This window comes from Flavobacterium psychrophilum DSM 3660 = ATCC 49418 (assembly GCF_002217405.1).
Taxonomy (GTDB): Bacteria; Bacteroidota; Bacteroidia; order Flavobacteriales; family Flavobacteriaceae; genus Flavobacterium; species Flavobacterium psychrophilum.
Map to the genome: position 1 here is coordinate 70257 of NZ_MUHE01000014.1, position 24390 is coordinate 94646.

General features: G+C 33.8%; 21 protein-coding genes and 2 tRNA genes. 8 read left to right on the forward strand and 15 right to left on the reverse strand.

The annotated features are described in order from the left end of the window. Positions 1–90: 90 nt before the first annotated feature. The 5 genes from B0A57_RS12310 to mutS all read right to left on the reverse strand — a co-directional run bounded on the left by B0A57_RS12310 (position 91) and on the right by mutS (position 4430). On the reverse strand, positions 91–432 hold the full coding sequence (locus B0A57_RS12310) for a hypothetical protein (RefSeq protein ID WP_011962554.1): 342 nt from the start codon (positions 430–432) through the stop codon (positions 91–93). A 181-nt stretch (positions 433–613) separates the two neighbouring features. Further along, the gene (locus B0A57_RS04510; protein WP_011962555.1) at positions 614–979 is read right to left on the reverse strand and encodes a hypothetical protein; all 366 of its coding nucleotides are present in this window, start codon (positions 977–979) and stop codon (positions 614–616) included. A gap of 544 nt (positions 980–1523) precedes the next feature. Beyond that, positions 1524–1608, reverse strand: a tRNA-Leu gene (locus B0A57_RS04515). A gap of 43 nt (positions 1609–1651) precedes the next feature. Next, positions 1652–1724 (reverse strand) — tRNA-Gly (locus B0A57_RS04520). Positions 1725–1862: 138 nt separating this feature from the next. Then, positions 1863–4430: a DNA mismatch repair protein MutS gene (gene mutS / locus B0A57_RS04525; protein WP_371126863.1), complete on the reverse strand. Its 2568-nt coding sequence runs from the start codon at positions 4428–4430 to the stop codon at positions 1863–1865. Positions 4431–4612: 182 nt separating this feature from the next. On the opposite strand from mutS, the gene B0A57_RS04530 reads away from it, so the two are divergent. Beyond that, entirely contained in the window at positions 4613–5131 is a 519-nt protein-coding gene (locus B0A57_RS04530; RefSeq protein ID WP_011962565.1) for a DUF1573 domain-containing protein, read from the forward strand. A 64-nt stretch (positions 5132–5195) separates the two neighbouring features. Next, positions 5196–5744, forward strand: a complete 549-nt coding sequence (locus B0A57_RS04535) for an RNA methyltransferase (protein ID WP_034099057.1) — start codon at positions 5196–5198, stop codon at positions 5742–5744. Here B0A57_RS04535 and folK read toward each other — a convergent pair. Beyond that, positions 5741–6883, reverse strand: coding sequence for a 2-amino-4-hydroxy-6-hydroxymethyldihydropteridine diphosphokinase (gene folK, locus B0A57_RS04540; protein ID WP_034099055.1), 1143 nt, complete (start codon positions 6881–6883; stop codon positions 5741–5743). The two genes, B0A57_RS04535 and folK, sit on opposite strands and share 4 nt — an antisense overlap. Before the next feature lie 123 nt (positions 6884–7006). Here folK and sppA point away from each other — a divergent pair, with 123 nt between their 5' ends. Both sppA and B0A57_RS04550 read left to right on the forward strand, forming a co-directional pair. Continuing rightward, the gene (gene sppA, locus B0A57_RS04545) at positions 7007–8770 is read left to right on the forward strand and encodes a signal peptide peptidase SppA (RefSeq protein WP_011962568.1); all 1764 of its coding nucleotides are present in this window, start codon (positions 7007–7009) and stop codon (positions 8768–8770) included. 168 nt (positions 8771–8938) lie between these two features. After that, positions 8939–11521, forward strand: coding sequence for an AsmA-like C-terminal region-containing protein (locus B0A57_RS04550; protein WP_011962569.1), 2583 nt, complete (start codon positions 8939–8941; stop codon positions 11519–11521). A gap of 259 nt (positions 11522–11780) precedes the next feature. Here the strand turns inward: B0A57_RS04550 and B0A57_RS04555 are convergent, their stop codons facing one another. Beyond that, on the reverse strand, positions 11781–12575 hold the full coding sequence (locus B0A57_RS04555; RefSeq protein ID WP_011962570.1) for a DUF2797 domain-containing protein: 795 nt from the start codon (positions 12573–12575) through the stop codon (positions 11781–11783). 102 nt (positions 12576–12677) lie between these two features. On the opposite strand from B0A57_RS04555, the gene B0A57_RS04560 reads away from it, so the two are divergent. Further along, positions 12678–13277 (forward strand): N-acetylmuramoyl-L-alanine amidase family protein, encoded by a 600-nt coding sequence (locus B0A57_RS04560; RefSeq protein WP_034099053.1) that lies wholly within the window; start codon positions 12678–12680, stop codon positions 13275–13277. Positions 13278–13298: 21 nt separating this feature from the next. Then, a complete protein-coding gene (locus B0A57_RS04565; protein WP_034099051.1) occupies positions 13299–14807 on the forward strand; it encodes a GH3 auxin-responsive promoter family protein in 1509 nt (502 codons plus the stop codon). A gap of 35 nt (positions 14808–14842) precedes the next feature. Here the strand turns inward: B0A57_RS04565 and B0A57_RS04570 are convergent, their stop codons facing one another. Then, complete coding sequence (locus B0A57_RS04570) at positions 14843–16072, reverse strand: 3-deoxy-D-manno-octulosonic acid transferase (protein WP_011962573.1); 1230 nt, start codon at positions 16070–16072, stop codon at positions 14843–14845. A 145-nt stretch (positions 16073–16217) separates the two neighbouring features. On the opposite strand from B0A57_RS04570, the gene B0A57_RS04575 reads away from it, so the two are divergent. Together B0A57_RS04575 and galE are read left to right on the forward strand one after the other, a co-directional pair. Continuing rightward, entirely contained in the window at positions 16218–17351 is a 1134-nt protein-coding gene (locus tag B0A57_RS04575) for a DegT/DnrJ/EryC1/StrS family aminotransferase (RefSeq protein ID WP_011962574.1), read from the forward strand. Between the two features lie 111 nt (positions 17352–17462). After that, a complete protein-coding gene (gene galE, locus B0A57_RS04580; protein WP_034099065.1) occupies positions 17463–18494 on the forward strand; it encodes a UDP-glucose 4-epimerase GalE in 1032 nt (343 codons plus the stop codon). A 244-nt stretch (positions 18495–18738) separates the two neighbouring features. Here the strand turns inward: galE and B0A57_RS04585 are convergent, their stop codons facing one another. The 7 genes from B0A57_RS04585 to B0A57_RS04610 all read right to left on the reverse strand — a co-directional run bounded on the left by B0A57_RS04585 (position 18739) and on the right by B0A57_RS04610 (position 24385). After that, a complete protein-coding gene (locus tag B0A57_RS04585) occupies positions 18739–18996 on the reverse strand; it encodes a hypothetical protein (protein WP_034099049.1) in 258 nt (85 codons plus the stop codon). 151 nt (positions 18997–19147) lie between these two features. Further along, on the reverse strand, positions 19148–20020 hold the full coding sequence (gene fabD, locus B0A57_RS04590; protein WP_011962577.1) for an ACP S-malonyltransferase: 873 nt from the start codon (positions 20018–20020) through the stop codon (positions 19148–19150). Between the two features lie 192 nt (positions 20021–20212). After that, entirely contained in the window at positions 20213–20536 is a 324-nt protein-coding gene (locus B0A57_RS04595) for a DUF6370 family protein (RefSeq protein WP_034099047.1), read from the reverse strand. Between the two features lie 4 nt (positions 20537–20540). Further along, entirely contained in the window at positions 20541–20690 is a 150-nt protein-coding gene (locus tag B0A57_RS12055) for a hypothetical protein (RefSeq protein WP_106388615.1), read from the reverse strand. Between the two features lie 2 nt (positions 20691–20692). Then, a complete protein-coding gene (gene purT, locus B0A57_RS04600) occupies positions 20693–21910 on the reverse strand; it encodes a formate-dependent phosphoribosylglycinamide formyltransferase (RefSeq protein ID WP_074460283.1) in 1218 nt (405 codons plus the stop codon). A 122-nt stretch (positions 21911–22032) separates the two neighbouring features. Continuing rightward, a complete protein-coding gene (locus B0A57_RS04605) occupies positions 22033–23220 on the reverse strand; it encodes a pyridoxal phosphate-dependent aminotransferase (RefSeq protein ID WP_034099044.1) in 1188 nt (395 codons plus the stop codon). A gap of 67 nt (positions 23221–23287) precedes the next feature. Next, positions 23288–24385, reverse strand: coding sequence for a fatty acid desaturase family protein (locus tag B0A57_RS04610; RefSeq protein ID WP_034099042.1), 1098 nt, complete (start codon positions 24383–24385; stop codon positions 23288–23290). Positions 24386–24390: the final 5 nt, after the last annotated feature.

Below are 24390 nucleotides of genomic sequence, written 5' to 3' on the forward strand. Positions count from 1 at the left end.
ACATGTTGACAAAGATTGATTTTTTTTTAAAAAAAGTAAAAAAAAAGTTTTACCTATCAAAAAATTTATATCTTTGCAAAGAATTAATAATTAACCTTTATAATTAAGTAAGATGAAAAAAGTTGTTTTAAGTTTAGCTTTAGTAGCTATGATGAGTGTTTCTTTCGTATCATGTAAAGATGCTGCTGCTGAGGCTCCAGTAACTGAAGAAGCTACTCCAGTAATGGAAGAAGCTGTTGATTCTGCAGCTGTTGTTGCTGATTCTGCTGCTACTACTGCAACTGAAGCTGTAGCACCTGCTGCTGAAGCTGCTGCACCTGCTGCTGAAGCTGCTGCACCTGCAAAAAAATAATTAGAAAACACTTCTAAAAATTTTAAACCACGCCATTGGCGTGGTTTTTTAGTTATAATAGTTTTTAAAGATTCTTCCAAAATTAAATAATGCTAATTTTATTTAGTATTCGAATTTGCTGGAAACAGGCGTGCTAGTTTTGTTGTTTGAAGGATTGTGGTCTATTAGGTCTAATGCTTGAATTCTTAGCTAATTAGGTGCTAAAAATATCATTACGTACCGCAATAAGTTTTTATAAGGCGAGGCGTGTGTAAAAGAGCGCTATTGCTCTTGTTCTAAATCATCAAAGAAAGTGAAATCATTATTGGAAAAATCGAGAATTTCTGATTTTGATGCGTATTTAATAATTTCATCAATCCCCTTCTGTAGCAGTAATTGTGTGGTGTATTTTCGGCTAATCGCCATTTCTTTATCATGAATAATTAGTCTAAAGAAAAACTTGCCTCTAGATGATTTGAATTTTAGAAAAACGGCATCGCCTACGGTGGCTTTTAGGAATTCAATTTCATCTTCACATTCAAATTTTAGTTCGAAATTATTGCTTGTAAAAATAACTTTACCTCTTCTGGAGGTAAATTCAAATTTATATTCGTCGTTAATTCTTTTGCTAATAATAAATGCGCTCATTTTTTTAAATAGGTTCTAGAAGGTGCAAATTCTAAAGAGGTTAAAATTTTTATTTGAGTTGTTAATAAATTAAAAATAAGATCTTAATTTTATTACGATCATTGTTTGATAAAATGTTGGTATTAATTTATTTGTGTAAAGTTTCTAAGTTGTCAGGTTTTCGATTGATGTCTTGTAATTTTGTTTTCGGATGCAGATGAAAACTAAATAAATTATTCGTTTTTGTGTTGTTTGTGGTAATGTTTCTTAGTGTGTTCCTGTGTGTTTCTGTTGGGTTTTTATTTTGTTTAAAGAGGTTTTTGTGGTTTTGTATAAAATTTGTTGATTTTTTTTAGTGTGTATAAGTCCTAGGTTTCTGCAAGGGGTGTAATTTGCATTACAAACGTAGTTGGCTGAACTCTAATAAAAGTAAAGTAAAAATTCCTAATGCAAAATGCTGTAATTAATAGAATTAAGCTAGCTGATTAGTGGTAATAATATTATTTAATGTGTTTAGGTGGGTGATATAAATAAAAAAAGCTTCAAACATAGTTTGAAGCTTTTGTACTCGGGACGGGACTTGAACCCGTACGACCATTACAGTCACTGGATTTTAAGTCCAGCGTGTCTACCAATTTCACCACCCAAGCAGTTTTGTTTTTCCAAAATTAAATATAATTTTGTTTGGTATAGAGCGAAAAACGGGGCTCGAACCCGCGACCTCGACCTTGGCAAGGTCGCGCTCTACCAGCTGAGCTATTTTCGCATTTCATTTTTTTAAAGAGCATCAATACGTTGCTGTATTGCGAGGGCAAATTTAAGACATTTATTTAATTAAACAATGGTTTTTTTAATAAAAAAAAAACTTTTTTATAATGTCCTGTAAATCTATGCTTTACAAAACTTATTTTTTGCTTAACATTCGTTTTATTTCGTTTAACTTCATTAATGCTTCAACTGGAGTTAAGGTATTGATGTCTAAATTGAGTATTTCTTCTTTTATTTCTTCCAAAAGAGGGTCGTCGAGATTAAAAATACTCAGTTGCATATCGTCTTTATTTCCTTTTGTGCCACTTAAAGCTTCGGCCGAATGGTTTTTTTCTAATTTTTTTAAAATCTTTTCTGCCTTCTGCAAAACGATTTGTGGCATTCCAGCCATTTTTGCCACGTGAATACCAAAACTATGTGCGCTTCCGCCTTTTACTAATTTACGAATGAACAAAACGGTATCTTTTAGTTCTTTAACCGATACATTATAATTTTGTATTCGTGGCAACGATTCGGTCATTTCGTTTAGTTCATGATAATGCGTAGCAAACAATGTTTTGGGTTGTGCTGGGTTTTCATGTAAGAACTCGGCTATTGCCCAAGCGATAGAAACTCCGTCGTAAGTACTGGTGCCACGACCTATTTCGTCGAGTAAAACCAAACTTCTGTCGGAAATGTTATTCAAAATAGATGCGGTTTCATTCATTTCGACCATAAAGGTAGATTCCCCCATCGAAATATTATCGCTAGCTCCTACTCGGGTAAAAATTTTATCAACAATTCCCATTTGAACGCTTTCTGCGGGCACAAAGCTTCCCATTTGTGCTAGCAGTACAATAAGTGCTGTTTGGCGTAAAATAGCCGATTTACCCGACATATTTGGTCCAGTAATCATAATTAATTGCTGTGTATCTCTATCTAAATAAACATCGTTCGCAATATACGGAACGCCAATTGGTAATTGTTTTTCGATAACAGGATGGCGTCCGTTTTTAATATCTAAAGCAAAAGAATCATTTATCTGGGGGCAAACATATTTATTATCTATAGCCAATTGTGTAAACGAAATTAAACAATCTAGTTGTGCTATTAGGTTTGCATTCAATTGCACTGGCTTTATGTAAGTGGCAATCCAACTAACTAATTGTTCGAATAACTGGTTTTCTATTTGCTGAATTTTTTCTTCGGCTCCTAAAATTTTAGTTTCGTATTCTTTGAGTTCTTCGGTAATATATCGTTCGGCATTTACAAGGGTTTGTTTTCGGATCCATTCTGTTGGGACTTTATCTTTGTGTGTATTTCTGACTTCGATATAATACCCAAAAACATTATTGAATGATATTTTTAATGACGAAATGCCTGTTTTTTCAGATTCTCGTTTTTCAATTCCTTCTAAATATTCTTTTCCTAAAGCAGAAATTCCTCGCAATTCGTCTAATTCAGGATGAATACCAGCCGCAATCGCATTTCCTTTACTTATCGCAACGGGTGCTTCTTGGTTTAGTGTTGTTTTAATTTTTTCTCGCAACAAATCGCAACTGTGCAAACTATCGCCAATAACTTTTACCGCTTCTTGTGGGCTTTTTAATGCCAATTCTTTTATCGGAATAATAGCGTCTAATGATTCTTTTAGGTAAATAATTTCTCGTGGACTAATTCTGCCTGCTGCTACTTTAGATATTAATCGTTCTAAATCTGAAATTTGTTTAATCTGATTTTGAACCTTTTGAAGTATTTCTTGGTGGTCTTTAAAATAAGCTACCACTTCATGGCGTGATTTTATTATAGTAGCATTTTTTAGCGGAAGTGCCAGCCATCGTTTGAGCATTCGTCCGCCCATTGGCGAAAGTGTCTTGTCTATAATGTCGAGCAAAGTTACCGCATTTGGGTTGTAACTATGGTATAATTCTAGGTTTCTAATCGTGAATCTATCCATCCATACGTAAGCATCTTCGGCAATACGGTGTATCGATGTGATGTGCTGAATCTTATTGTGTTGTGTTTCCGATAAATAATACAAAATTGCTCCTGAGGCTATAATTCCGCTTGCTAATTCTTCGATACCAAAACCTTTTAGTGAATTTGTTTGAAAATGATTTGTTAAAGTTTCTGTGGCATAATCTTCTTTATAAACCCAGTCTTCGAGATAAAAAGCATGAAAATTATCTCCGAATTTTTCTTTGAAATCGCCTTTGTTTTGTTTGGGAACTAAAATTTCGCTTGGGCTAAAGTTTTGTAACAATTTGTCTATATATTCTTCGTTTCCTTCGGAAGTAAGAAATTCGCCAGTAGAAACATCAAGAAATGAAACGCCAATGATTTTTTTGCCAAAATAAATCGAAGCTAAGAAATTATTTGTTTTCGAATTTAACACTTCATCATTCATCGAAACCCCAGGAGTAACCAGTTCCGTTACTCCTCGTTTTACAATGGTTTTGGTCATTTTCGGGTCTTCTAACTGGTCGCAAATAGCCACTCTAAGTCCTGCTTTTACTAATTTGGGTAAATAAGTATTAATAGAATGATGCGGAAAACCAGCCAAAGCTGTTTCGGTAGGTGAGCCAGCACCACGTTTTGTAAGTGTAATGCCTAAAATTTTTGAGGCTCGAACAGCATCGTCTCCAAAGGTTTCGTAAAAATCGCCTACACGAAATAGTAAACAAGCATCAGGATATTTCCTTTTTATCTCGTTATATTGCTTCATTAATGGTGTTTCTTTGATTTCTTTTGTAGACAAAATTTTTAATTTTAATTAATAGGTTACGAAATTACTTATTTTACCTAAATATACGGTCAAAAATTTAACAACAATTTTAGATAAAAAAAGTATTGTAATTCGAATTTATTTTTACATTTGCTATGTTAAACTATAACTAAAAATTAGAAATGAAAAAACTTATATTTATTTTGTCAGCTATTGCTTTTTTTGGAGCAAATGCTGTTAGTGCTCAGGAAGTTGCTACTAAAGCAAAAGTAGAAGTAACAAAAACTAAAAAAGCAATAAAAGCCAAAAAAGGAGCCGTTGCAGCACTTCCAAAAGTAGAAGGAGCTGGAATGGTTTTTGAAAACGAAACTATCGATTACGGTACAATTGCGCACAATGCAGAGCCAAATCGTCAGTTTGTATTTACAAATAATGGTAACAAACCACTTATTATTACAAATACTCAAGGGTCATGTGGTTGTACAGTGCCTACAACACCAAAAGAACCAATTGCTCCAGGGGCAAAAGGAATTATTGGTGTAAAATATGCTACTGATAGAGTAGGACCGTTTACAAAAACGGTAACTGTGAGTTCAAATGCAGAAGGAATGCCATCAAAAATACTAACTATTAAGGGGACTGTTTTGCCAGATGCGACTCCAGCAGCAGGTACAGTAACAGTAGAGCCTGTAAAGAGCTAATAAATAAAGAATAATATTACTAAAGCTTCCTAAATATTTAGGAAGCTTTTTTTATAAAAATAACATGAGAAAATTAGAAAACAGCGAACTAGACAGGAAATCTATTTCGGATTTTAAAGAAGCTAAAAAAACACCTATAATCATTGTTCTTGATGATATTAGAAGTTTGCATAATATAGGATCCGTTTTTAGAACTGCCGATGCTTTTCTTATCGAAAAGATTTATCTGTGCGGTATAACTGCAACGCCACCCAATAAAGAAATTCACAAAACGGCACTTGGTGCAACCGAAACGGTTGTTTGGGAACACCACGAAAATGTTTTGGAAGTGATTGAAAATTTAAAAAAAGACGAGATTTCTGTTTTTGCAATCGAGCAAGTAGAAAATGCTATTTTTCTTAATGATTTTAAAGTAGAGGCGACTAAGAAATATGCTCTAATTTTTGGTAACGAAGTTTTTGGTGTAAACCAAGAAGCTATAAAATTATGCGACGGAACTATTGAAATTCCGCAATTGGGAACCAAACATTCGTTAAATATTTCGGTAAGTACGGGAATTGTAGTTTGGGATTTGTTTTGTAAATTGAATGATTTAAAAAACAGAATAATCTAAATTTGAAGGTCTAATTTTTCCTGAATTATATCTAAAATCTTTACGTAATCTTCTTGTTTTTCTACAAAATCGAAATCAGAAACATCAATTACCAAGACATTCAAATCTGTTTGAGATTTAATATAATCTAGATAACCGTGGTTTATTTTTTCTAAATATTCGGCTTCAATTTCTTGCTCGTAGCTTCTGCCTCTTTTTTTAATATTTTGCAGTAATCGGTCTGTGTTTTGGTACAAATAAACATACAAATCAGGTTTTGTCATTTCTTTGTAAATAATGTCGAAAAGTGTTTTGTATAGCCTAAATTCGTCTTCTTGCAGGGTTACTTTAGCAAAAATTAGAGATTTGAAAATATGATAATCGGTCACAACAAAATCTTTAAACAAATCAAATTGCGATAAGTCATCAGATAACTGCTGGTATCTATCGGCTAGAAACGACATTTCTAGAGGAAAAGCATATCGGTTTTGGTCTTTATAAAATTTGGGTAAAAAAGGATTGTCAGCAAAACGTTCTAATACTGTTTTAGCGTTAAAGTCTTGGGCTATTTTTGTGGTTAATGTTGTTTTTCCTGCACCAATATTTCCTTCAATAGCAATATAGTTTAGCGCATTGATCTTGTATTTTTTTAAAAATAGATTTAAATTTGAAATCACTTTACAATCACTTATGTCTTCGCAGGCCTTAATAAGTTCTGGAACTGATTTTTGCAGCATTGGGTGTTGCCATTCTAGTTTCAAATCTAACATTGGTAATAAAACAAAAAGTCTATTTTGCATTTGCTGATGCGGAATAGTTAATGTTTCGGAATTGTGTATTTGTTCATCAATAGCAATAATATCAATATCAATAACCCGAGCTTGGTAATGGCCCGTGTGATGTTTAATGCGGCCTAAATCTGTTTCTATACAGGCAATTTTTTCAAGTATTTTTTCGGCAGCAAAAGAAGTATGCAAAATTAACGCACAATTGTAAAAAGCATCACTACTAAAACCCCAAGAGGGTGTTTCGTATAAATTAGAAATACGCAGAATTAATCCAATTTTCTGATGAATAAGTTGGATACAATTTTCGATATTTTTTAGACGATTTCCTTGGTTACTGCCAAGGGATAAAATTACTTTTTGCTGCATTTTCATATATAAAGCAAATTAACTAAAAAGAAATTTACAATCTTATTATATTTGCCAAGTGTTAATAACTAATTTGATTTGTAACAAATTCAATAAAAACACGACTTATTAAGTATTAAATAATTAATTATGAAGTTTTTAGGAAACGTATTGGCGACCATTGTTGGTTTGTTTGTGTTCTGCATGTTGTTCTTTTTTGGAATATTATTTATTGCAGCTATTTTTGGGGGTGGATCGGCAACAACTTTTGTCGAAGATAATTCGGTTTTAGAGTTAAATCTAGAAGAGGTAACTAATGATTACGGTGGGAAATTTAATTTTGCAGAAATAGGATATTACGAAGCCAAGCATGATGGGCTTACAGATATTCTAAAAGCTATTGATGCGGCAAAAACCGATGATAAAATAAAAGGAATTTCAATTCTAAATAACACTTTGGCACTTGGTGTAGCACAAACCAAAGCCCTACGTGACGAATTAGAAATTTTTAAAAAATCAGGAAAATTTATCATGGCTTATGGTAATGTATATTCGCAAAAAGATTATTATTTGAATTCGGTTGCCAATACAGTTTATTTAAACCCTGTTGGAGAACTAGATTTTAAAGGACTCTCGACCGAAGTTATGTATTACAAAGATTTTCAAGACAAAACAGGATTGAAGATGGAAGTCATTCGACACGGAAAATACAAAAGCGCTGTCGAACCCTTTTTGCTAAACGAAATGAGTCCAGAAAATAGAGATCAAATTACCACTTTCTTAACTTCGATTTGGAATTCGATGGTTAACGATATTTCTAAATCCCGAAAAATTTCGATAGCACAATTAAACACTATTGCAACAGGATTGCTAGCTAGAACGCCAGAATTGGCTTTAAAAAACAAACTAATAGATAAAATTGCTTACGAAGATGTATATCACGACGATATTAGAAAAGCACTAAAAGTAGCGGCTAACGAGGATTACAAAACCGTAAATATTATAGATTATGCTCAAGATATTGCTACATCAACTTCCGATTCTAATACAAAAGACAAAATAGCAGTCATTTATGCTCAAGGAGAAATAGGTTCTGGCGAAGGTGATATAAATACAGTTGGCGAAGGCTCTATGCGTCGTTCGTTGCAAGAAGCTAGAAAAGATGATAACATAAAAGCTATTGTCTTGCGAGTAAATAGTCCAGGAGGAAGTGCTTTAACTTCCGATTTAATTTGGAGAGAAATAGAAATTACTAAAAAAGTAAAACCAGTGATCGTATCTATGGGGAATTTAGCCGCTTCTGGCGGTTATTATATTGCCTGCAATGCTAATAAAATTTTTGCCGAAGCTAGTACAATAACAGGATCTATTGGTGTTTTCGGGACTTTGCCAAACTTGTCTGCAGTGACAAAAAAATACGGAATTAATACCGAGCTAGTAGAAACACATGAAAATGCTTCAGGGTATAGCTTGTTTAAGCCACTAGAGGACAATTTCAGACAAATCACACAAGAAGGAGTAGAGCATATTTATAATGTTTTTGTAACCCGTGTGGCTAAAGGAAGAAAAATGACTTTTGCTCAAGTAGATGCCATAGCGCAAGGCCGTGTTTGGGCTGGATCTGATGCTTTGCGATTAGGATTGGTTGATAAAATAGGCGGTTTAGATGATGCTTTGGCTTACGCTTCTAATCTAGTGAAGCTAAAAGAATACTCGACTGTCGATTATCCTAAATACGAAAAAGACTTTAAAGAACTGTTTAGCGGTAGTGGCTTGCCATTTATGAAATCCCGAGAAAATTTAATTAAAGAAGAAATAGGTATCGAAAATTATAAAATAATCGAACAAATTAGAAAAATGAACGCCCAAAAAGGTGTTCAAGCCATCATGCCGTTCGAAATTAATGTAAAGTAATATTTAAAATTAAAATAACCGACAAAAAAAATCCGTTTTACTAAATTAGTAAAACGGATTTTTTAATAAAAATTTTACAATACAACTAAACTATAAATGTTATTTTTGTGAAAAAAAAAGTTAGGCAAGATATTTGCTTTACGCTATCTAGAATTAAATTCAAACAATATGAAGAAGAAAATTTTTATAGGAATTGGTGTTTTTTTGTTAATAATAATTGCTTCATTAGCCGCAATTCCAATATTTTTTAAAGACCAAATAAAGGCTAAAATAGAAAAAAGTATCAATGAAAATGTAGATGCCAAAGTAACTTTTGCCGATGCAAGCCTAAGCTTGTTTAAAAACTTCCCACAAGCCAATGTAGGAATTCAAAAGCTAATTATAATTAATAAAGCCCCTTTTGCTGGCGATACTTTGGTAGCTTTCGAAGAGTTAAATCTTCAAATGTCTGTCAAAGAATTGTTTAATGGCGAAAACCAACCCATGACTTTAAAAGCAATTTCTGTCAAAAACGGAAAAGCAAATATCCTTTTCAATAAAGACGGCATTGGAAATTTCGATATCGCCATCAAAGACAATAATAAAGAAGAATCTAAAAGCAAACCGTTTGCTATGAATATTCAGAATTATGCTTTAGAGAATTTCAATTTCAAATATTACGACGAACGTTCGAAAATAAAAATGGTTATTAATGAGTTAAATCATACAGGAACTGGAAATTTTGCAGCACAAATTTTAGATTTAGACACAAAATCGACAGCAAAAATTTCGCTCGACATGGACAAGATGAATTACATGAAAAATGTAGCCATTTCGCTCGACGCTGTTCTTGGAATCGATTTAGAAAAAAGCAAATATACCTTTAAAGACAATACAGCAAAAATTAACGAATTGCCTTTACAATTTAACGGGTTTATTCAATTGTTGGAAGATGGTCAGGATTATGATTTAACTTTCAAAACCCCAACCTCATCCTTCAAAAACTTCTTAGGACTAGTTCCTGCAGCTTATGCTGGCGATTTAAATACTGTAAAAACCACTGGCGATTTTACTGTTGCTGGTTTTGCAAAAGGTAAACTAACAAATGCAACTATTCCCAAATTTAATATTGCCATTGCCTCAAACAATGCTTCATTTCAATACCCAGATTTGCCAAAATCTGTTCAGAATATTATTATCGATACAAAAATCATCAACGAAACAGGTTTGATGAATGATACTTATGTAAATCTCGACAAACTATCTTTCAAGATAGATCAAGATGTTTTTACGGCCAAAGCCAATATTAGAAACGTGGCTACAAATGCCTTAGTCGATGCTGCGCTAAAAGGAACAATTAATTTAGGAAACGTAACCAAAGCTTATCCTGTAAAATTAGCAATGCCACTTTCAGGAATATTAAAAGCAGATGTGACTACAAAATTTGATATGAAATCTGTAGAAACCAGTCAGTATCAAAACATTCAAAACGCAGGAAATATGACCCTTACAGGATTTAATTATACTGGCGAAGGCATGGCAAAACCTGTGCAAATTAAACAAGCTATTGTGGCTTTCAATCCAAAACAAATTCGTTTGAATCAATTGGATATGAAAACAGGGAATTCTGACATTCAACTCACAGGAACTTTAGATAATTTTTACGGATTTTTGTTTAGAAAACAAATTCTGAAAGGAAATTTTGATATGAATTCTAGCAATTTCCTTGTTTCAGATTTTATGGCACCAACAGCAGTAACAACAACAGAAGGCAAAAAAACTACTAAAGAAGCCGTAAAAATACCCGCCTTTTTAGATTGCGCTATTACGGCCAAAGCCAATACCGTTGTTTATGATAATTTAACGCTAAAAGCAGTTTCAGGAAAAATGATAATTCGTGACGAAGCAGTTACTTTACAAAATATAAAGACTAATATTTTTGACGGACAAATTGGACTAAGCGGATTGGTTTCGACCAAGGGGAAAGTGCCAACATTTAGCATGAATTTAGATTTAAATAAAGTAGATATCGCCAAGACTTTTACCCAACTAGACATGTTAAAAAAAATTGCGCCAATTGCTGGTATTATTAATGGGAAGCTAAATTCAAACATCAAATTATCTGGGAATCTTAATGCGATTGAAATGACACCTGATTTAAACACTATTTCGGGCGATTTGTTGGGGCAATTGTTATCTACGACCGTCAATTCTAGTAATTCTAAAGTGCTGTCGGCTTTGGGGGCTCAGGTTAAATTTTTAGATGTTAGCAAATTAAATTTGAATGATATAAAAGCAGCTATTTCTTTTAATGATGGAAAAGTTACTGTAAAACCATTTAAAATAAAATACCAAGATATCGTTGCCGAAATTGGTGGTTCACACGGTTTCGACCAGAATATGAATTATAATATAAAAATGGATGTTCCTGCTAAATATTTGGGTGCCGAGGTAAATAAAGTATTAGCAAAACTAACACCAGCTGATGCTGCTAAAATAGATAATATTCCAATTACAGCATTAGTTACTGGGAATTTTGCAAATCCAAAAGTTAGTACTGATATGAAGCAAGCATCAACAAATTTGGCTTCTCAAATCTTAAAATCACAGAAAGATAAGCTAATAAACCAAGGGGCTTCTGCTTTAGGTAATTTGTTGGGCGGAGGCAAAAAAGACCCTGCAGACACAACAAAAACAAAAGATCCTAAAAAAGAGGCTATAAAAAATGCCGCTGGAGATTTGCTAAACGGTTTGTTTGGTAAGAAAAAATAGCTAGGATTAGCGCCTTTCTTTAGTAATTACTGCTTTTTTAAAATCTCATTATTTGGGCGTTACCACAGCGGTTGGGCTTTACATTGCAAACAAATTTTGCCGAACTCTTATAAAAAAGATCGTGAAAATTCCTAGCGTAAAACGCTGTAATGAATAGCGTTAAGCCGTAATTGCAAAGGCCTAAAAACTTATACGACCTTAATATGTTATGTAGTTCAAATTATAGCACTACATAAATATATTAAGGTCATATTTTTTGTTACAAACTAATTTTTACTACATAACCTTCAAAAGTCCTTACGTTAAAAACCGTTCCGTCTTCAAAAATTAAGTATTGCCCTTTTATTCCTGATAATTTACCAGAATAATTAGGCGATTTATCAAGATTTAGGCTGGTTACTTTTTTGGGATATTGCAAAACAGGAAAATGCAATTGGTACAAATCATTTTTATTTGCATCGAAATATTCTTGAGCCTCTTTTGGAATTAAATATTTTAAACTCGCTCGTTCTTTTATTAAATCGGCAACTGGCACTTCATTTTTTAGCATTTTTTGCCAATTGGTTTTGTCTGCATAATGACTTTTTAGGGCAACTTCGGTGATTCCTGCTAAGTACCTGTTGGGAACTTCTACGATAGGAATGGCTTGTACAGCACCTTGATCTATCCATCTAGTTGGCACCTGAGAGCCACGAGTTACGCCAACTTTTACTTCGCTAGACAAAGCCAAATAAACAATATGTGGTTGCAATTGCACTTTCTTTTCGTAAACTAAATCTCGGTCTTCAATATCTAAGTGGGCTGTAGAAAGTTCGGGTTTCATAATCCAATCGCCTGCTGAGGCACTTCCCATAAAGCAATCGTAACAAAATCCTTGTCGGAAAATTTTTTTCTTTTTCTTACAATTCAAACATTGGTATCCCTGAAAATTAATCTCTAATTCTTTGCCAAGTAGCTGGTTCATATTTAGAAAACTGTTTTCGAATACTAAATAATATTGAATTGGATTTCCAATTTCGGTTTGCATTTTTGTTAAAACTCCTTCGTATTGCATATTTCAGATTTTAGATTTTTGTATTTAAACTTCAAAAATCTTTTTTTTTTACTATTTTAGCGTAAAGATAAACATCAAATATATATACTTGTGAAGAAATTAATGAAATTATCAATCGTAGTACTAGTTTTTCTTTGTTTTGCTTTTATACCAAAAAATGATAAAATCACAGTTGTTATTGATGCCGCCCATGGTGGGTCAGATTTAGGAGCTACAATGAATGGCTTTTCTGAAAAAGAAATTGTTTCATCAATTGCACAAAAAATAGAGAATTTAAATTTAAATTCGAATATAGAAATCCTTCTTACTAGGAGTGATGACCAAAATATTCCTAATCAAGAAAGAGTAGCATTTATTAATGCTATGAAACCTGATTTAGTAATTTCGCTTCATGTAAATGCAAGTAAAAACTCCGAATTTAATGGGTTAGAGGTTTTTGTTTCAGAAAAATCTACAGAATATTTAGCGTCTAAAGAATTTGCAAGTAAATTTCACGCATCAATTACAAATAAAATGCCATTAAAAATACATCCTTTAAAGAATGCTAATTTTTTAATTTTGAGAAGGTCAGATGTTCCAGCAATGTTAGTAGAACTTGGTTATTTATCTAACCAAAACGACAAGGCATACCTTGAAAATAAAGACAATCAAATAGAAATTGCTCAAAACATTTTAACTTTTGTTGCCAATCTAAAATCATAAATCTAAATTCTAAAATCTTTTATGTCTTTACCAATCATAAATTCTATAGCTTCTTGGTTTTTAAAACAACGCATTCATCAGATTGAGCTGTTCCTTAAATACCCTAACGAAGTGCAAGAGGAATTGCTGATAAATCTTATCAGATCATCAGAAAACACGATTATAGGTAAGCAATATGGTTTCGATTCTATAAAATCGTATCATACATTTCAAGAACGAGTTCCTGTTTCTACTTACGAAGATTTAGAACCGCTTATAGAACGCACTAGAAAAGGCGAACAGCAAGTTTTTTGGCAAGAACCTATAAAATGGTTTGCAAAATCGAGTGGAACTACAAATGCTAAAAGCAAATTTATTCCCGTTAGCAATTCTGCTTTAGAAGATTGTCATTATAAAGGAAGTAAAGATTTGTTGTGTTTGTATTTAAATAATAACGAAAACTCACAATTGTTTACTGGTAAAAGTTTACGACTTGGCGGAAGCAAGCAATTGTATGAAGATAACAACACTTTTTTTGGCGATTTATCAGCAATACTAATAGATAACATGCCTTTTTGGGCAGAGTTTAGTAGTACGCCAAGCAACAAAACATCGCTTATGAGTGATTGGGAAACTAAATTACTAGCTATTGTAAACGAAACAAAAATAGAGAATGTAACCAGTTTTGCAGGTGTTCCGTCTTGGATGATGGTTTTGCTAAACAAAGTTTTAGAAGAAACTGGAAAAAATAATTTGTTTGATGTTTGGGCAAATCTCGAAGTCTATTTTCACGGTGGCGTAAGTTTTGATCCGTATCGTGACCAATACAAAAAAATATTGCCAAAACAGGATTTTAAATATTACGAAATATATAATGCTTCTGAAGGTTTTTTTGCCATTCAAGACCTAAATAACTCTAACGATTTATTATTAATGTTAGATTACGGAATCTTTTACGAATTTATTTCGATGGACATTTTTGGTACACCAAACGAAAAAATAATCCGCTTGGCGGAAGTAGAAATTAATAAAAATTATGCCATTGTGATTACTACAAATTCTGGTTTGTGGCGTTATTTAATAGGAGATACAGTACGATTTACGTCATTAAATCCTTACAGAATTAGAATTACAGGAAGAACAAAGCACCATATTAATGTTTTTGGCGAAGAATTGATGGTCGAAAATACTGATATGGCGATTGCCAAAACTTGTAAAATGACAAACTCTGAAGTTAAAGATTATACCGTTGCGCCCATCTTTATGGAAGGCAAAGCCAAAGGTTCTCACGAATGGATTATCGAATTTAGAAAACAACCAGACAATATTGCCTTTTTTACAAAAATTTTAGACGAAAACATTCAGGCTTTAAATTCCGATTATGAAGCCAAACGTTACAATAATATGACCTTAAATCAGCTTACTGTAAATATTGCCCGTGAAAATCTTTTTTATGATTGGTTAAAAAAACACGACAAATTAGGCGGGCAACACAAAATTCCTCGCTTATCGAATAAGAGAGATTATTTAGAAGAATTATTGCTCTTGTAAGTCTAAATTTTTAAATAATGCTTTATATTCTTGCCCTAACAAATGTGTTTCAAAACCACGTTTGTTGCGCCTTTATTCATATTTACAAAAGTGCTGCAAATATGTCCTTTTTCAAATCTTTCGTCAGGATTTTGAATTAAATTGTCCAAAATTTCATTCAATTCCTTCTGGTTCGAAATAGAAACACATCCTGTCATATTTACCAATGCCGTAGCTTCTGCAAAATGAGAAAAATTTGTGCCAATAACAATTGGAACCCCAAAAGTAGCTGGCTCTAATAGGTTGTGAACACCAGGGTTTCCAAACCCACCGCCTACATAAGCTATATCTGCATAAGAATATATTTTAGTCAAAATGCCAATCGTGTCAATAATAAACACATTAAAACTAGATAAATCTTGATTTTCTTTTTCTGTAAATAAAACAGCTTTTTTTGTAATAGCTTTTTTTAATTCCTGAATTTGTTCTGATTTAATGTTATGTGGTGCAATAATAAACTTTACCTCATTTGAGGATTTATTAATATAGTTTACCAATAAATTCTCGTCTTTTGGCCACGAACTTCCAATAACAATAGTGGTTGTGTTATTTTTGAATTGTTCGATAAAACCTAATGAATTATCACGTTCTAAAACAGATGCTACCCTGTCAAAACGAGTGTCTCCAGAGATTTTTACATTATTAAAACCAATGCTTTGTAAGAGTTTCTTAGAACTCTCGTTCTGTACAAAAAAGTAATCGAAAGATTGTAAAGCATTTCTATAAAAGCCACCATACCATTTAAAAAAAGATTGCTTTTCTCTAAAAACACCCGAAATTAGATAGGTTTTAATATTTTGTTTTTTGAGTTCATGCAAATAATTAGGCCAATATTCGTATTTAATAAAGAAAACCATTTCGGGATGCACTAATTTTAAAAAATCTTGAGCATTGCTTTTAGTATCTAAAGGCAAATAAACCGTAACATCAGCAACCTTATTTGTTTTCCTAATTTCATAACCAGAAGGGGAAAAAAAGGTAACTACAATTTTGTGAGCAGGAAAATGCTCTTTTATTTTTTCAATTACAGGCAAACCTTGCTCATACTCGCCTAAAGAGGCAGCGTGAAACCAAATAGTTTTATCTTCTAAATTAATTTTGCTTCGTAAAGTGGCAAAAACAGTCCTTCGTCCAGAAACAAAAAGCTTAATTTTTGGACTAAAAAACGCCACGATTTTTAATAAAAAACTGGCAAAGTGAACGATTAAATTATAAATGAAAAGCATTAAATAAAATTTGATTTCAAAAATACATTTTTCTTTACATTATATAATAAGTATAAATCTAAAATTCCTATTTTTGTTCTAAATTCTAAACTTTGCGAGCCTAGCGAAAGCTTCGTAAACTTTGTGGTTAAACGAAAAAAAATCGATGAAAAAAATTCAAATGGTTGACTTAAAAAGTCAGTACGAAAAAATAAAAGATACAGTAAATACCTCTATTCAAGAAGTTTTAGATACAAATGCTTACATAAACGGACCAGAAGTACACAAGTTTCAAAAAAACCTTCAAGAATACCTAGATGTAAAACACGTGATTCCTTGCGCAAACGGAACAGATGCTTTGCAAATAGCCATGATGGGATTAGATTTAAAACCAGGTGACGAAGTCATTACTGCCGATTTTACTTTTGCAGCCACTGTCGAAACCATTGCGCTTTTGCAGCTTACACCAGTTTTAGTCGATGTTGATATGCATAATATGAACATTAATATCGAAGCCATTAAAAAAGCAATAACGCCAAAAACAAAAGCTATTATCCCAGTGCACTTGTTTGGTCGCACCACTAATATGGAAGCAATTATGCAAATTGCAACCCAACATAACCTTTTCGTAATCGAAGACAATGCACAAGCAATTGGTGCCAATTGCGAATTTTCTGACGGAACAAAAAAGAAAGCGGGAACAATAGGTCATGTGGGAGCAACATCATTTTTTCCCTCTAAAAATTTAGGTTGCTATGGCGATGGAGGTGCTATTTTTACTAACGATGATACCTTAGCACACAAACTACGAGGTATTGTAAACCACGGTATGTATGAGCGTTATCACCACGACGTTGTAGGGGTAAATTCCCGTTTAGACAGTATTCAAGCAGCAGTTCTTAATGCAAAATTACCACTTTTAGATACCTATAACAAAGCCCGTCAAGAGGCAGCTAGAAAATATTCAGTGGCTTTCGAGGGGCACAAAAACATTGTAGCACCAAACATTTGCGACATCTGCGATTGTCACGTATTTCACCAATATACATTACGAATTGTTGATGCCGACAGAAATGGTTTAATGAATTATTTATTAAGCAAAGACATTCCGTGTGCCATTTATTACCCAATTCCGTTGCATTCTCAAAAAGCTTATTTAGATTCTAGATATAAAGAAGAAGATTTTCCAGTAACTAATCAATTAGTTCAAGAAGTATTGTCGTTGCCAATGCACACAGAACTTGACGACGAACAAATAAAATTTATAACCAATTCAGTTTTAGAGTTTTTAAATAAATAAATTTTTTTTAGGAGCTAATCCAGCTATCCGTTGCAATCTCGCCAAGAAAAATGGCGAGGATTTTCACTGCTATCTGGGCTAAAAAGTAACAAATACAAATCACAACATCTATTGAAAATACTAGTAACAGGAGGTCTCGGATTTATAGGTTCTCACACCGTTGTCGAATTACAAAACGAAGGCTTCGAAGTCGTAATTATAGACAACCTTTCTAACTCGTCCGAAGAAGTACTAAAAGGCATTGTTGCCATTACAGGTAAAACACCATTGTACGAAAAATTAGATTTAAGAGAAAAAAAATCAGTACAAGATTTTTTCAAAAAACATGATAACATCAATGGTGTAATTCATTTTGCCGCTTCAAAAGCAGTAGGCGAAAGTGTCGAAAACCCTTTGTTGTATTACGAAAATAATATTAACACCTTGGTTTATATTCTGCAAGAATTACAACAAAAGGACAACGCTAATTTTATCTTTAGTTCCTCTTGTACCGTTTATGGACAAGCAAAAAAAATGCCAATTACCGAAAAAGCACCTATTCAACCCGCTATTTCTCCTTACGGAAATACCAAGCAAATTGGCGAAGAAATCATAACCCATGTTTGTGCTATTAGCAACATTAATGCGATTTTGTTAAGATATTTTAACCCAATTGGAGCACATTCTAGTGCAGAAATTGGCGAATTGCCTATTGGCGTTCCTCAAAATTTAGTACCTTATATTACCCAAACTGCTTTTGGTTTGCGAAAAGAGTTGTCTATTTATGGAAATAATTACCCAACACCCGACGGAACTTGTATTCGGGATTATATTCATGTAGTCGATTTGGCAAAAGCACATGTTCTTGCCTTGCAACGACTTATTAATAAGAATAATATACTCAATATAGAAACCTATAATTTAGGAACAGGAACAGGAACATCAGTCCTAGAAGTAGTTCATGCTTTCGAGAAAATTTCTGGTAAAAAAATGCCTTACACAATTGTTAACCGTCGAGAAGGAGACGTAGTTTCTGCTTACGCCGATACTAAAAAGGCAAATGTCGTTTTGGGCTGGAAAGCACAATTTAGCTTAGAAGAAGCCTTGTCAAGTGCTTGGAAATGGGAACAAAAAATTAGGAAAAAACAGGAAGATTACAAATAAAAAAGGTTTCTTTCTTATCTAAAAAAAACAGCAGCCCCAAAAACCATTTTCAAATGATTATTTTAGCTAATTGTAGTAGTAATTGTTTGGGCAACTACTTCTTTTGGGATTTTTCTGGCGATAGATGCCATACCGCCTTGGTATATTACTTCTATACGGCAAGTTTTGGCATCACTAATTTTTTAGAAAAAAAATCAGAAATAAAAAAAAGTCCTCATAAATATTTATAAGGACTTTTTTAGTATTATTTAACAGATTTTTTTACTTTATCTGCAGCGTCAATGATCTTATCAGCTCCTTTGTCAACTGCGTTTTTCAGTTTTTGCTCTGTTTTTGCTTTTACTGTGTCTAAAGTAGTTTCTGTTTTAATTTTTGCAGAATCTACAGTTTCCTTTACCTCAGAAGTTACAGCTTCGGTAGCAACTTCTACTTTGTCTTTGGTTTCTTCTTTACAAGAAACAATTAGCGTTACAATTGCTAACGATAGGATTAATTTTTTCATAGTTATAAAATTTGATTTATTATTAGCCAAGTTACAAAATTAATAATACAAAAAAACACTTTCAATATTATTTTTGTGGTTTAAAACCAGTCTTTTTGGGTATAAATTTTTAGGTTTTATTTTTCTAAATTGGTTTGTTTTCTAAAAAAAATTAAGCCGAATGAGTTTCTATTTCTTTATTAATTTTATTAACCAATCCTACTAATACTTTTCCTGGGCCAACTTCTGTAAATAAAGTGGCGCCATCTTGTATCATTTGTTGCACAGATTGTGTCCATTTTACAGGAGCAGTTAATTGTGTAATTAGATTTTTCTTAATCTCATTTGGATCCGAAACAGCACTTGCAGTTACATTTTGATACACAGGACAAATAGGAACAGAGAAAGTTGTTGCTTCAATAGCAGCCGCTAACTCTTCACGAGCTGGCTCCATCATTGGAGAGTGAAATGCTCCGCCAACAGGTAATATTAGGGCTCGTTTTGCGCCAGCTTCTTTCATCTTTTCGCAAGCCAATTCTACTGCTTTATATTCGCCAGAAATAACCAATTGTCCTGGACAGTTATAATTTGCAGCTACAACCACACCCTCAATAGAAGCACAAATGTCTTCTACAATTTTATCATCAAGATTCAAAACAGCCGCCATTGTAGAAGGTGCAATTTCGCAAGCTTTTTGCATTGCCAAAGCCCTTTTTGAAACTAATTTTAATCCGTCCTCAAACGACAAAGCACCATTGGCAACCAATGCCGAAAATTCTCCTAATGAGTGACCAGCAACCATTTCGGGTTTAAAATCGGCTAAAGTTTTTGCTAGAATTACCGAATGTAAAAATACCGCAGGTTGTGTTACTTTGGTTTCTTTTAGTTCCTCGGCAGTTCCCTCAAACATAATATCTGTAATTCGGAAGCCTAATATTTCGTTTGCTTTTTCAAATAATGCTTTTGCTAATTCTGAATTTTCATATAAGTCTTTGCCCATTCCTGAAAATTGTGCGCCTTGACCAGGGAATACGTATGCTTTCATGTCTTTAATTTAAAGTATATAATGTAAGAAAATTTATAATCTCAAGCAAAAATAGTGTTTTTTTTAGAAGCGCAAACTTTTAGGCTTCTCTAGAAACTTGGTTTCCCGCTGTCATTCCAAATCTTTATGTCGTCAAAAAAGACTTCCATAAAGGATTTTCCCTTCCATCGGGGCTAAAGAGCAAACTAGTTTTTATTTTGTTATTTCGGCAAGCAGTCTAAAATAAGTAGCAATAAATCTTTTATTCACGATTTTTCCAGCAACTTCTGCTTTTCTAATCGTTTTGCAAAAGCCATCTTTGGCATGTGCATTACCATGCTCGTCTATTTTTGTGCCCTCTACAAAATAAGATTTTCCATCTATGCGAACAGCAAGATCACACCCTTTTGCATTTATCCCAAACTGACACTGACCGCAAGAAGCCTCAACGATTTTCGTTTTTTGAGTAGTTTTGCTCTCTTGCGCATTTACAAGAAATGCAATAAGAAGTAATAATAGTGTAAATACTTTTTTCATGACTTTAAACCTGTACTTTGCGGTCTTTATTTTTTTCAAAATTATTCTTTTTACAAACCTCGACACATCTTTTTCCGGGACCACAACCTAATCTGCGAGGACCACAAGCAGTTAATAATAAAAATATTGCAAGCACTAAAAATATTCTTTTCATATTTATAAATTTACTTTTACTAAAGTAGCCATTTTTTTTGCACGTGTTACAATTTCTTCAATTGGCGTTTCTAAAGTGTCGTTTGTTAGTACTACCCCCATTCTTCGGTAGGGTCTAGAGGTAGGTTTGCCAAAAATTCTAAAATCGCTTTTGGGCAAACAAGCTATGTTTTCTATGCCAGAATAGGTAGGATTGTTGCTGTTTTCAGAAGCCAAAATAACGGCGCTAGCACCTGCTTTTTCTAAAGTAATGTCAAAAATAGGCAAGCTCAAAATAGCCCGCAAATGCAATTCGAATTCGTTAAAATTTTGTGTTCCTGCAAGTGTTACTATTCCTGTATCGTGTGGGCGAGGCGATAATTCAGAAAAGTACACGCCATCATTAGTCAAGAAAAATTCGACACCAAATAAACCTGCACCACCTAACGCTTCAGTAACTTTTCTCGCCATATCTTGTGCTTCGTGCAAATCTTTGTCGGAAATTCTGGCTGGTTGCCAACTTTCTTGGTAATCGCCACGTTCTTGTCGGTGACCAATTGGTGCACAAAATAAGGTTGGATTGTTGTTTTGGGCAACGGTTAATAAAGTGATTTCGGAATTAAATTTCACAAAAGCTTCTACAATGACTTCTACAATGACTTCTACTACATCACCACGAGAACCTTCTACGGCATAGTTCCAAGCTTTCTCTATATCTTCGACTGTTTTTATAGTTGATTGCCCTTTTCCTGAGGAAGACATTAATGGTTTTACAACACAAGGCATTCCTACTGCTTGCACCCCTTTTTGTAATTCCTCGGCAGAAGTTGCATAACGATAATTAGCAGTTTTTAAGCCTAATTCTTTGGCTGCTAAATCACGAATAGCTTTTCTGTTCATTGTAAAATTTGCTGCTTTCGCCGATGGAACTACTGTAATTCCTTGTTTTTCGTACTCATAAAAGCGTTCGGTACGAATGGCTTCTATTTCGGGAACGATGAAGTCGGGTTGGTGTTTAGCAACTATTCTATCTAATTCGGAACCATCGAGCATATTGATGACTTCAAATTGGTGGGCAACTTGCATGGCTGGGGCATTTGGGTAATTATCGACAGCGATTATAGTTTGACCTATTCTTTGTGCTGCAATGGCAAATTCTTTTCCTAATTCGCCTGAACCGAGTAGTAATATTTTCATTTTTTTTGTGTAATGTTGAGTTTGAGGTTTTTTTGCGTGAGGGATTGAGGCGGTATCCTTTTTTGAGGCACGAAAAAAAGATATAGCCGAAAGCCCGACCCCGCCATTAAAAGCGGGGTCACGCCCAAATGTATAAAAAAAGCCTCAAGTTTCCTTGAGGCAAATAATTAGGCTAATACTTCTTTTATTCTTCGAATGGCTTCGGTTAGGATTTCTTCGCTGGTTGCGTAGGAGATTCTGATGCAGTTTGGGTTTCCAAAAGCGTCGCCAGTTACGGTGGCTACATTGGCTTCGCCTAATAGGTACATCGAGAAATCATCGGCATTGTTTATGGTTTTTCCTCTTAAGGTTTTTCCGAAATAAGCAGAAACATCTGGGAATACATAAAAGGCACCTTCTGGGGTGTTTAGTTTTAATCCGGGAATTTCTTTGATTAATGCTACGACTAGGTCACGGCGGCTTTTGAAGGCTGTTACCATTTCGTTTAGTACGCTTGGGTCGGCATCGACAGCGGCAATTGTGGCTCTTTGTGCGATGCTATTGGCTCCACTGGTTACTTGTCCTTGCATTTTTGTGCAGGCTTTTGCGATAAATTCTGGTGCGCCAATGTAGCCGATTCTCCAACCTGTCATGGCAAATGCTTTGGCAACTCCGTTTACGGTAATGGTTCTGTCGAACATTCCTGGGATTGAGGCTATGCTACAAAATGTGCCTGAAAAGTTAATGTGTTCGTATATTTCGTCAGAAACGATAAAGATGTTTGGGTGTTTTTCTAAAACTTTGGCTAAAGCGGTTAATTCTTCACGATTATATACGGATCCGCTTGGATTGCAAGGTGAGCTGTACCAAATCATTTTTGTTTTTGGGGTGATGGCTGCTTCTAATTGTGCGGGTGTGATTTTGAAATCGCTTTCTACAGATGTTGGAACTTCTACTGGAATTCCGCCAGACATTTTGATTATTTCGTAATAAGACACCCAGTATGGTGCTGGGAGTATTACTTCGTCACCATCGTTTATCATTACTTGTGCAATGTTGTATAATGATTGTTTTGCTCCTGTAGAAACTACAATGTTAGCTGGTTTGTATTCTAGGTTATTGTCTCTTTTAAATTTGCGACAAATGGCGTCTTTTAGTTCTGCGTATCCTTCTACAGGGGTGTAAGTACTGTAGTTTTCGTCGATGGCTTTTTTTGCGGCTTCTTTAATAAAATTAGGCGTGTTAAAATCTGGTTCGCCTAAACTTAAGCTAATTATGTCTTTTCCTTGGTTTTTTAATTCTCTGGCTAAGGCTGCCATTGCTAGGGTTTGCGATGTGGATAGCTTGTTAATTCTGTCTGAAAGAAAATTGTTCATTTGTTGTATTTGTAGTTTAATATAAGTTCAAATATATAAAAAAAGACGCACAATGGCGTCTTAAATATTATGCTAATTGGGGTTTTTGTCCCAAATCTTTTAAATGACGAAAGTGGGCTAAAACAGCGCTTGTCATTGTTTCGTATTCGTGATAGGGTAATTCGCATTCTTTTGCAGTTTGTTTTACAATTTCTGCAATTTGGCCATAGTGAACATGACTAATGTTTGGGAAAAGATGGTGTTCTACTTGGTGGTTTAGTCCTCCAGTGTACCAGTTGACTATCCAGTTTTTAGGGGCAAAATTTACGGTTGTAAACAATTGGTGTATTGCCCAGGTGTTTTCCATTTCGCCTTCTTCGTTAGGATTTGGGTTTGTTGTGTCATCTGTGATATGTGCCAATTGAAAAACAATGCTTAATATAAGTCCTGCAGTATAGTGCATTACGGTAAATCCTATTAAAACCTTCCACCAAGTGATGCCTACAACAAGTGGCAATACAATCCAGAAACTAAAATAAATTATTTTCGATATTACTAATCCGATCCATAAGTTGGTAGGATTTGGTGCGTCTCCGTAAGATAAATTTCTTTTTAAATAACCCCCCATTTGTTTAAAATCGGTAGTCAAACACCAGTTAAAAGTTAATAATCCGTAAAGAAAAACAGAATAATAATGTTGAAAAGCGTGAAACTTGTACCATTTTGCTTCTTTGGTAAAACGAATTACTCGTCCTGCATCAAGATCCTCATCGTGACCAGGAATATTAGTATATGTATGGTGTAAAACATTGTGCTGTACTTGCCAGTTGTACACGTTTCCTGCTAAAATGTAAATGCTTCCGCCCATGATTTTGTTTAGCCATGATTTTGAAGAATAAGAGCCATGATTTCCGTCATGCATGACATTCATTCCTACTCCAGCCATTCCTATTCCTATGATTATAGATGATAGAAAATAAATCCAAAAAGGCATATTGGTAAAATAAAGAATTGCAAAAAAAGGCAAGAAAAACAAAGAAAACATGATTACGGTTTTTAAATGTAATTTCCAGTTTCCAGTTTTTTGAATATTATTGTCTTTAAAATAAGAATTAACTCGTGTGTTTAAAGTTTTGAAAAACTTCATAGAATCGTTACGAGCAAATGTGGGTGTTGTTGTATTCATATATA

Coding starts and splice junctions, on each gene's coding strand:
- B0A57_RS04605 (WP_034099044.1), bottom strand. CDS start 23,220: ATGAACAATTTTCTTTCAGACAGAATTAACAAGCTATCCACATCGCAA.
- B0A57_RS04510 (WP_011962555.1), bottom strand. CDS start 979: ATGAGCGCATTTATTATTAGCAAAAGAATTAACGACGAATATAAATTT.
- sppA (WP_011962568.1), top strand. CDS start 7,007: ATGAAGTTTTTAGGAAACGTATTGGCGACCATTGTTGGTTTGTTTGTG.
- B0A57_RS04570 (WP_011962573.1), bottom strand. CDS start 16,072: ATGCTTTTCATTTATAATTTAATCGTTCACTTTGCCAGTTTTTTATTA.
- B0A57_RS04575 (WP_011962574.1), top strand. CDS start 16,218: ATGAAAAAAATTCAAATGGTTGACTTAAAAAGTCAGTACGAAAAAATA.
- B0A57_RS04585 (WP_034099049.1), bottom strand. CDS start 18,996: ATGAAAAAATTAATCCTATCGTTAGCAATTGTAACGCTAATTGTTTCT.
- B0A57_RS12055 (WP_106388615.1), bottom strand. CDS start 20,690: ATGAAAAGAATATTTTTAGTGCTTGCAATATTTTTATTATTAACTGCT.
- B0A57_RS04595 (WP_034099047.1), bottom strand. CDS start 20,536: ATGAAAAAAGTATTTACACTATTATTACTTCTTATTGCATTTCTTGTA.
- B0A57_RS04565 (WP_034099051.1), top strand. CDS start 13,299: ATGTCTTTACCAATCATAAATTCTATAGCTTCTTGGTTTTTAAAACAA.
- mutS (WP_371126863.1), bottom strand. CDS start 4,430: ATGAAGCAATATAACGAGATAAAAAGGAAATATCCTGATGCTTGTTTA.
- B0A57_RS04550 (WP_011962569.1), top strand. CDS start 8,939: ATGAAGAAGAAAATTTTTATAGGAATTGGTGTTTTTTTGTTAATAATA.
- B0A57_RS04610 (WP_034099042.1), bottom strand. CDS start 24,385: ATGAATACAACAACACCCACATTTGCTCGTAACGATTCTATGAAGTTT.
- B0A57_RS04555 (WP_011962570.1), bottom strand. CDS start 12,575: ATGCAATACGAAGGAGTTTTAACAAAAATGCAAACCGAAATTGGAAAT.
- B0A57_RS04530 (WP_011962565.1), top strand. CDS start 4,613: ATGAAAAAACTTATATTTATTTTGTCAGCTATTGCTTTTTTTGGAGCA.
- B0A57_RS04535 (WP_034099057.1), top strand. CDS start 5,196: ATGAGAAAATTAGAAAACAGCGAACTAGACAGGAAATCTATTTCGGAT.
- fabD (WP_011962577.1), bottom strand. CDS start 20,020: ATGAAAGCATACGTATTCCCTGGTCAAGGCGCACAATTTTCAGGAATG.
- folK (WP_034099055.1), bottom strand. CDS start 6,883: ATGAAAATGCAGCAAAAAGTAATTTTATCCCTTGGCAGTAACCAAGGA.
- B0A57_RS04560 (WP_034099053.1), top strand. CDS start 12,678: ATGAAATTATCAATCGTAGTACTAGTTTTTCTTTGTTTTGCTTTTATA.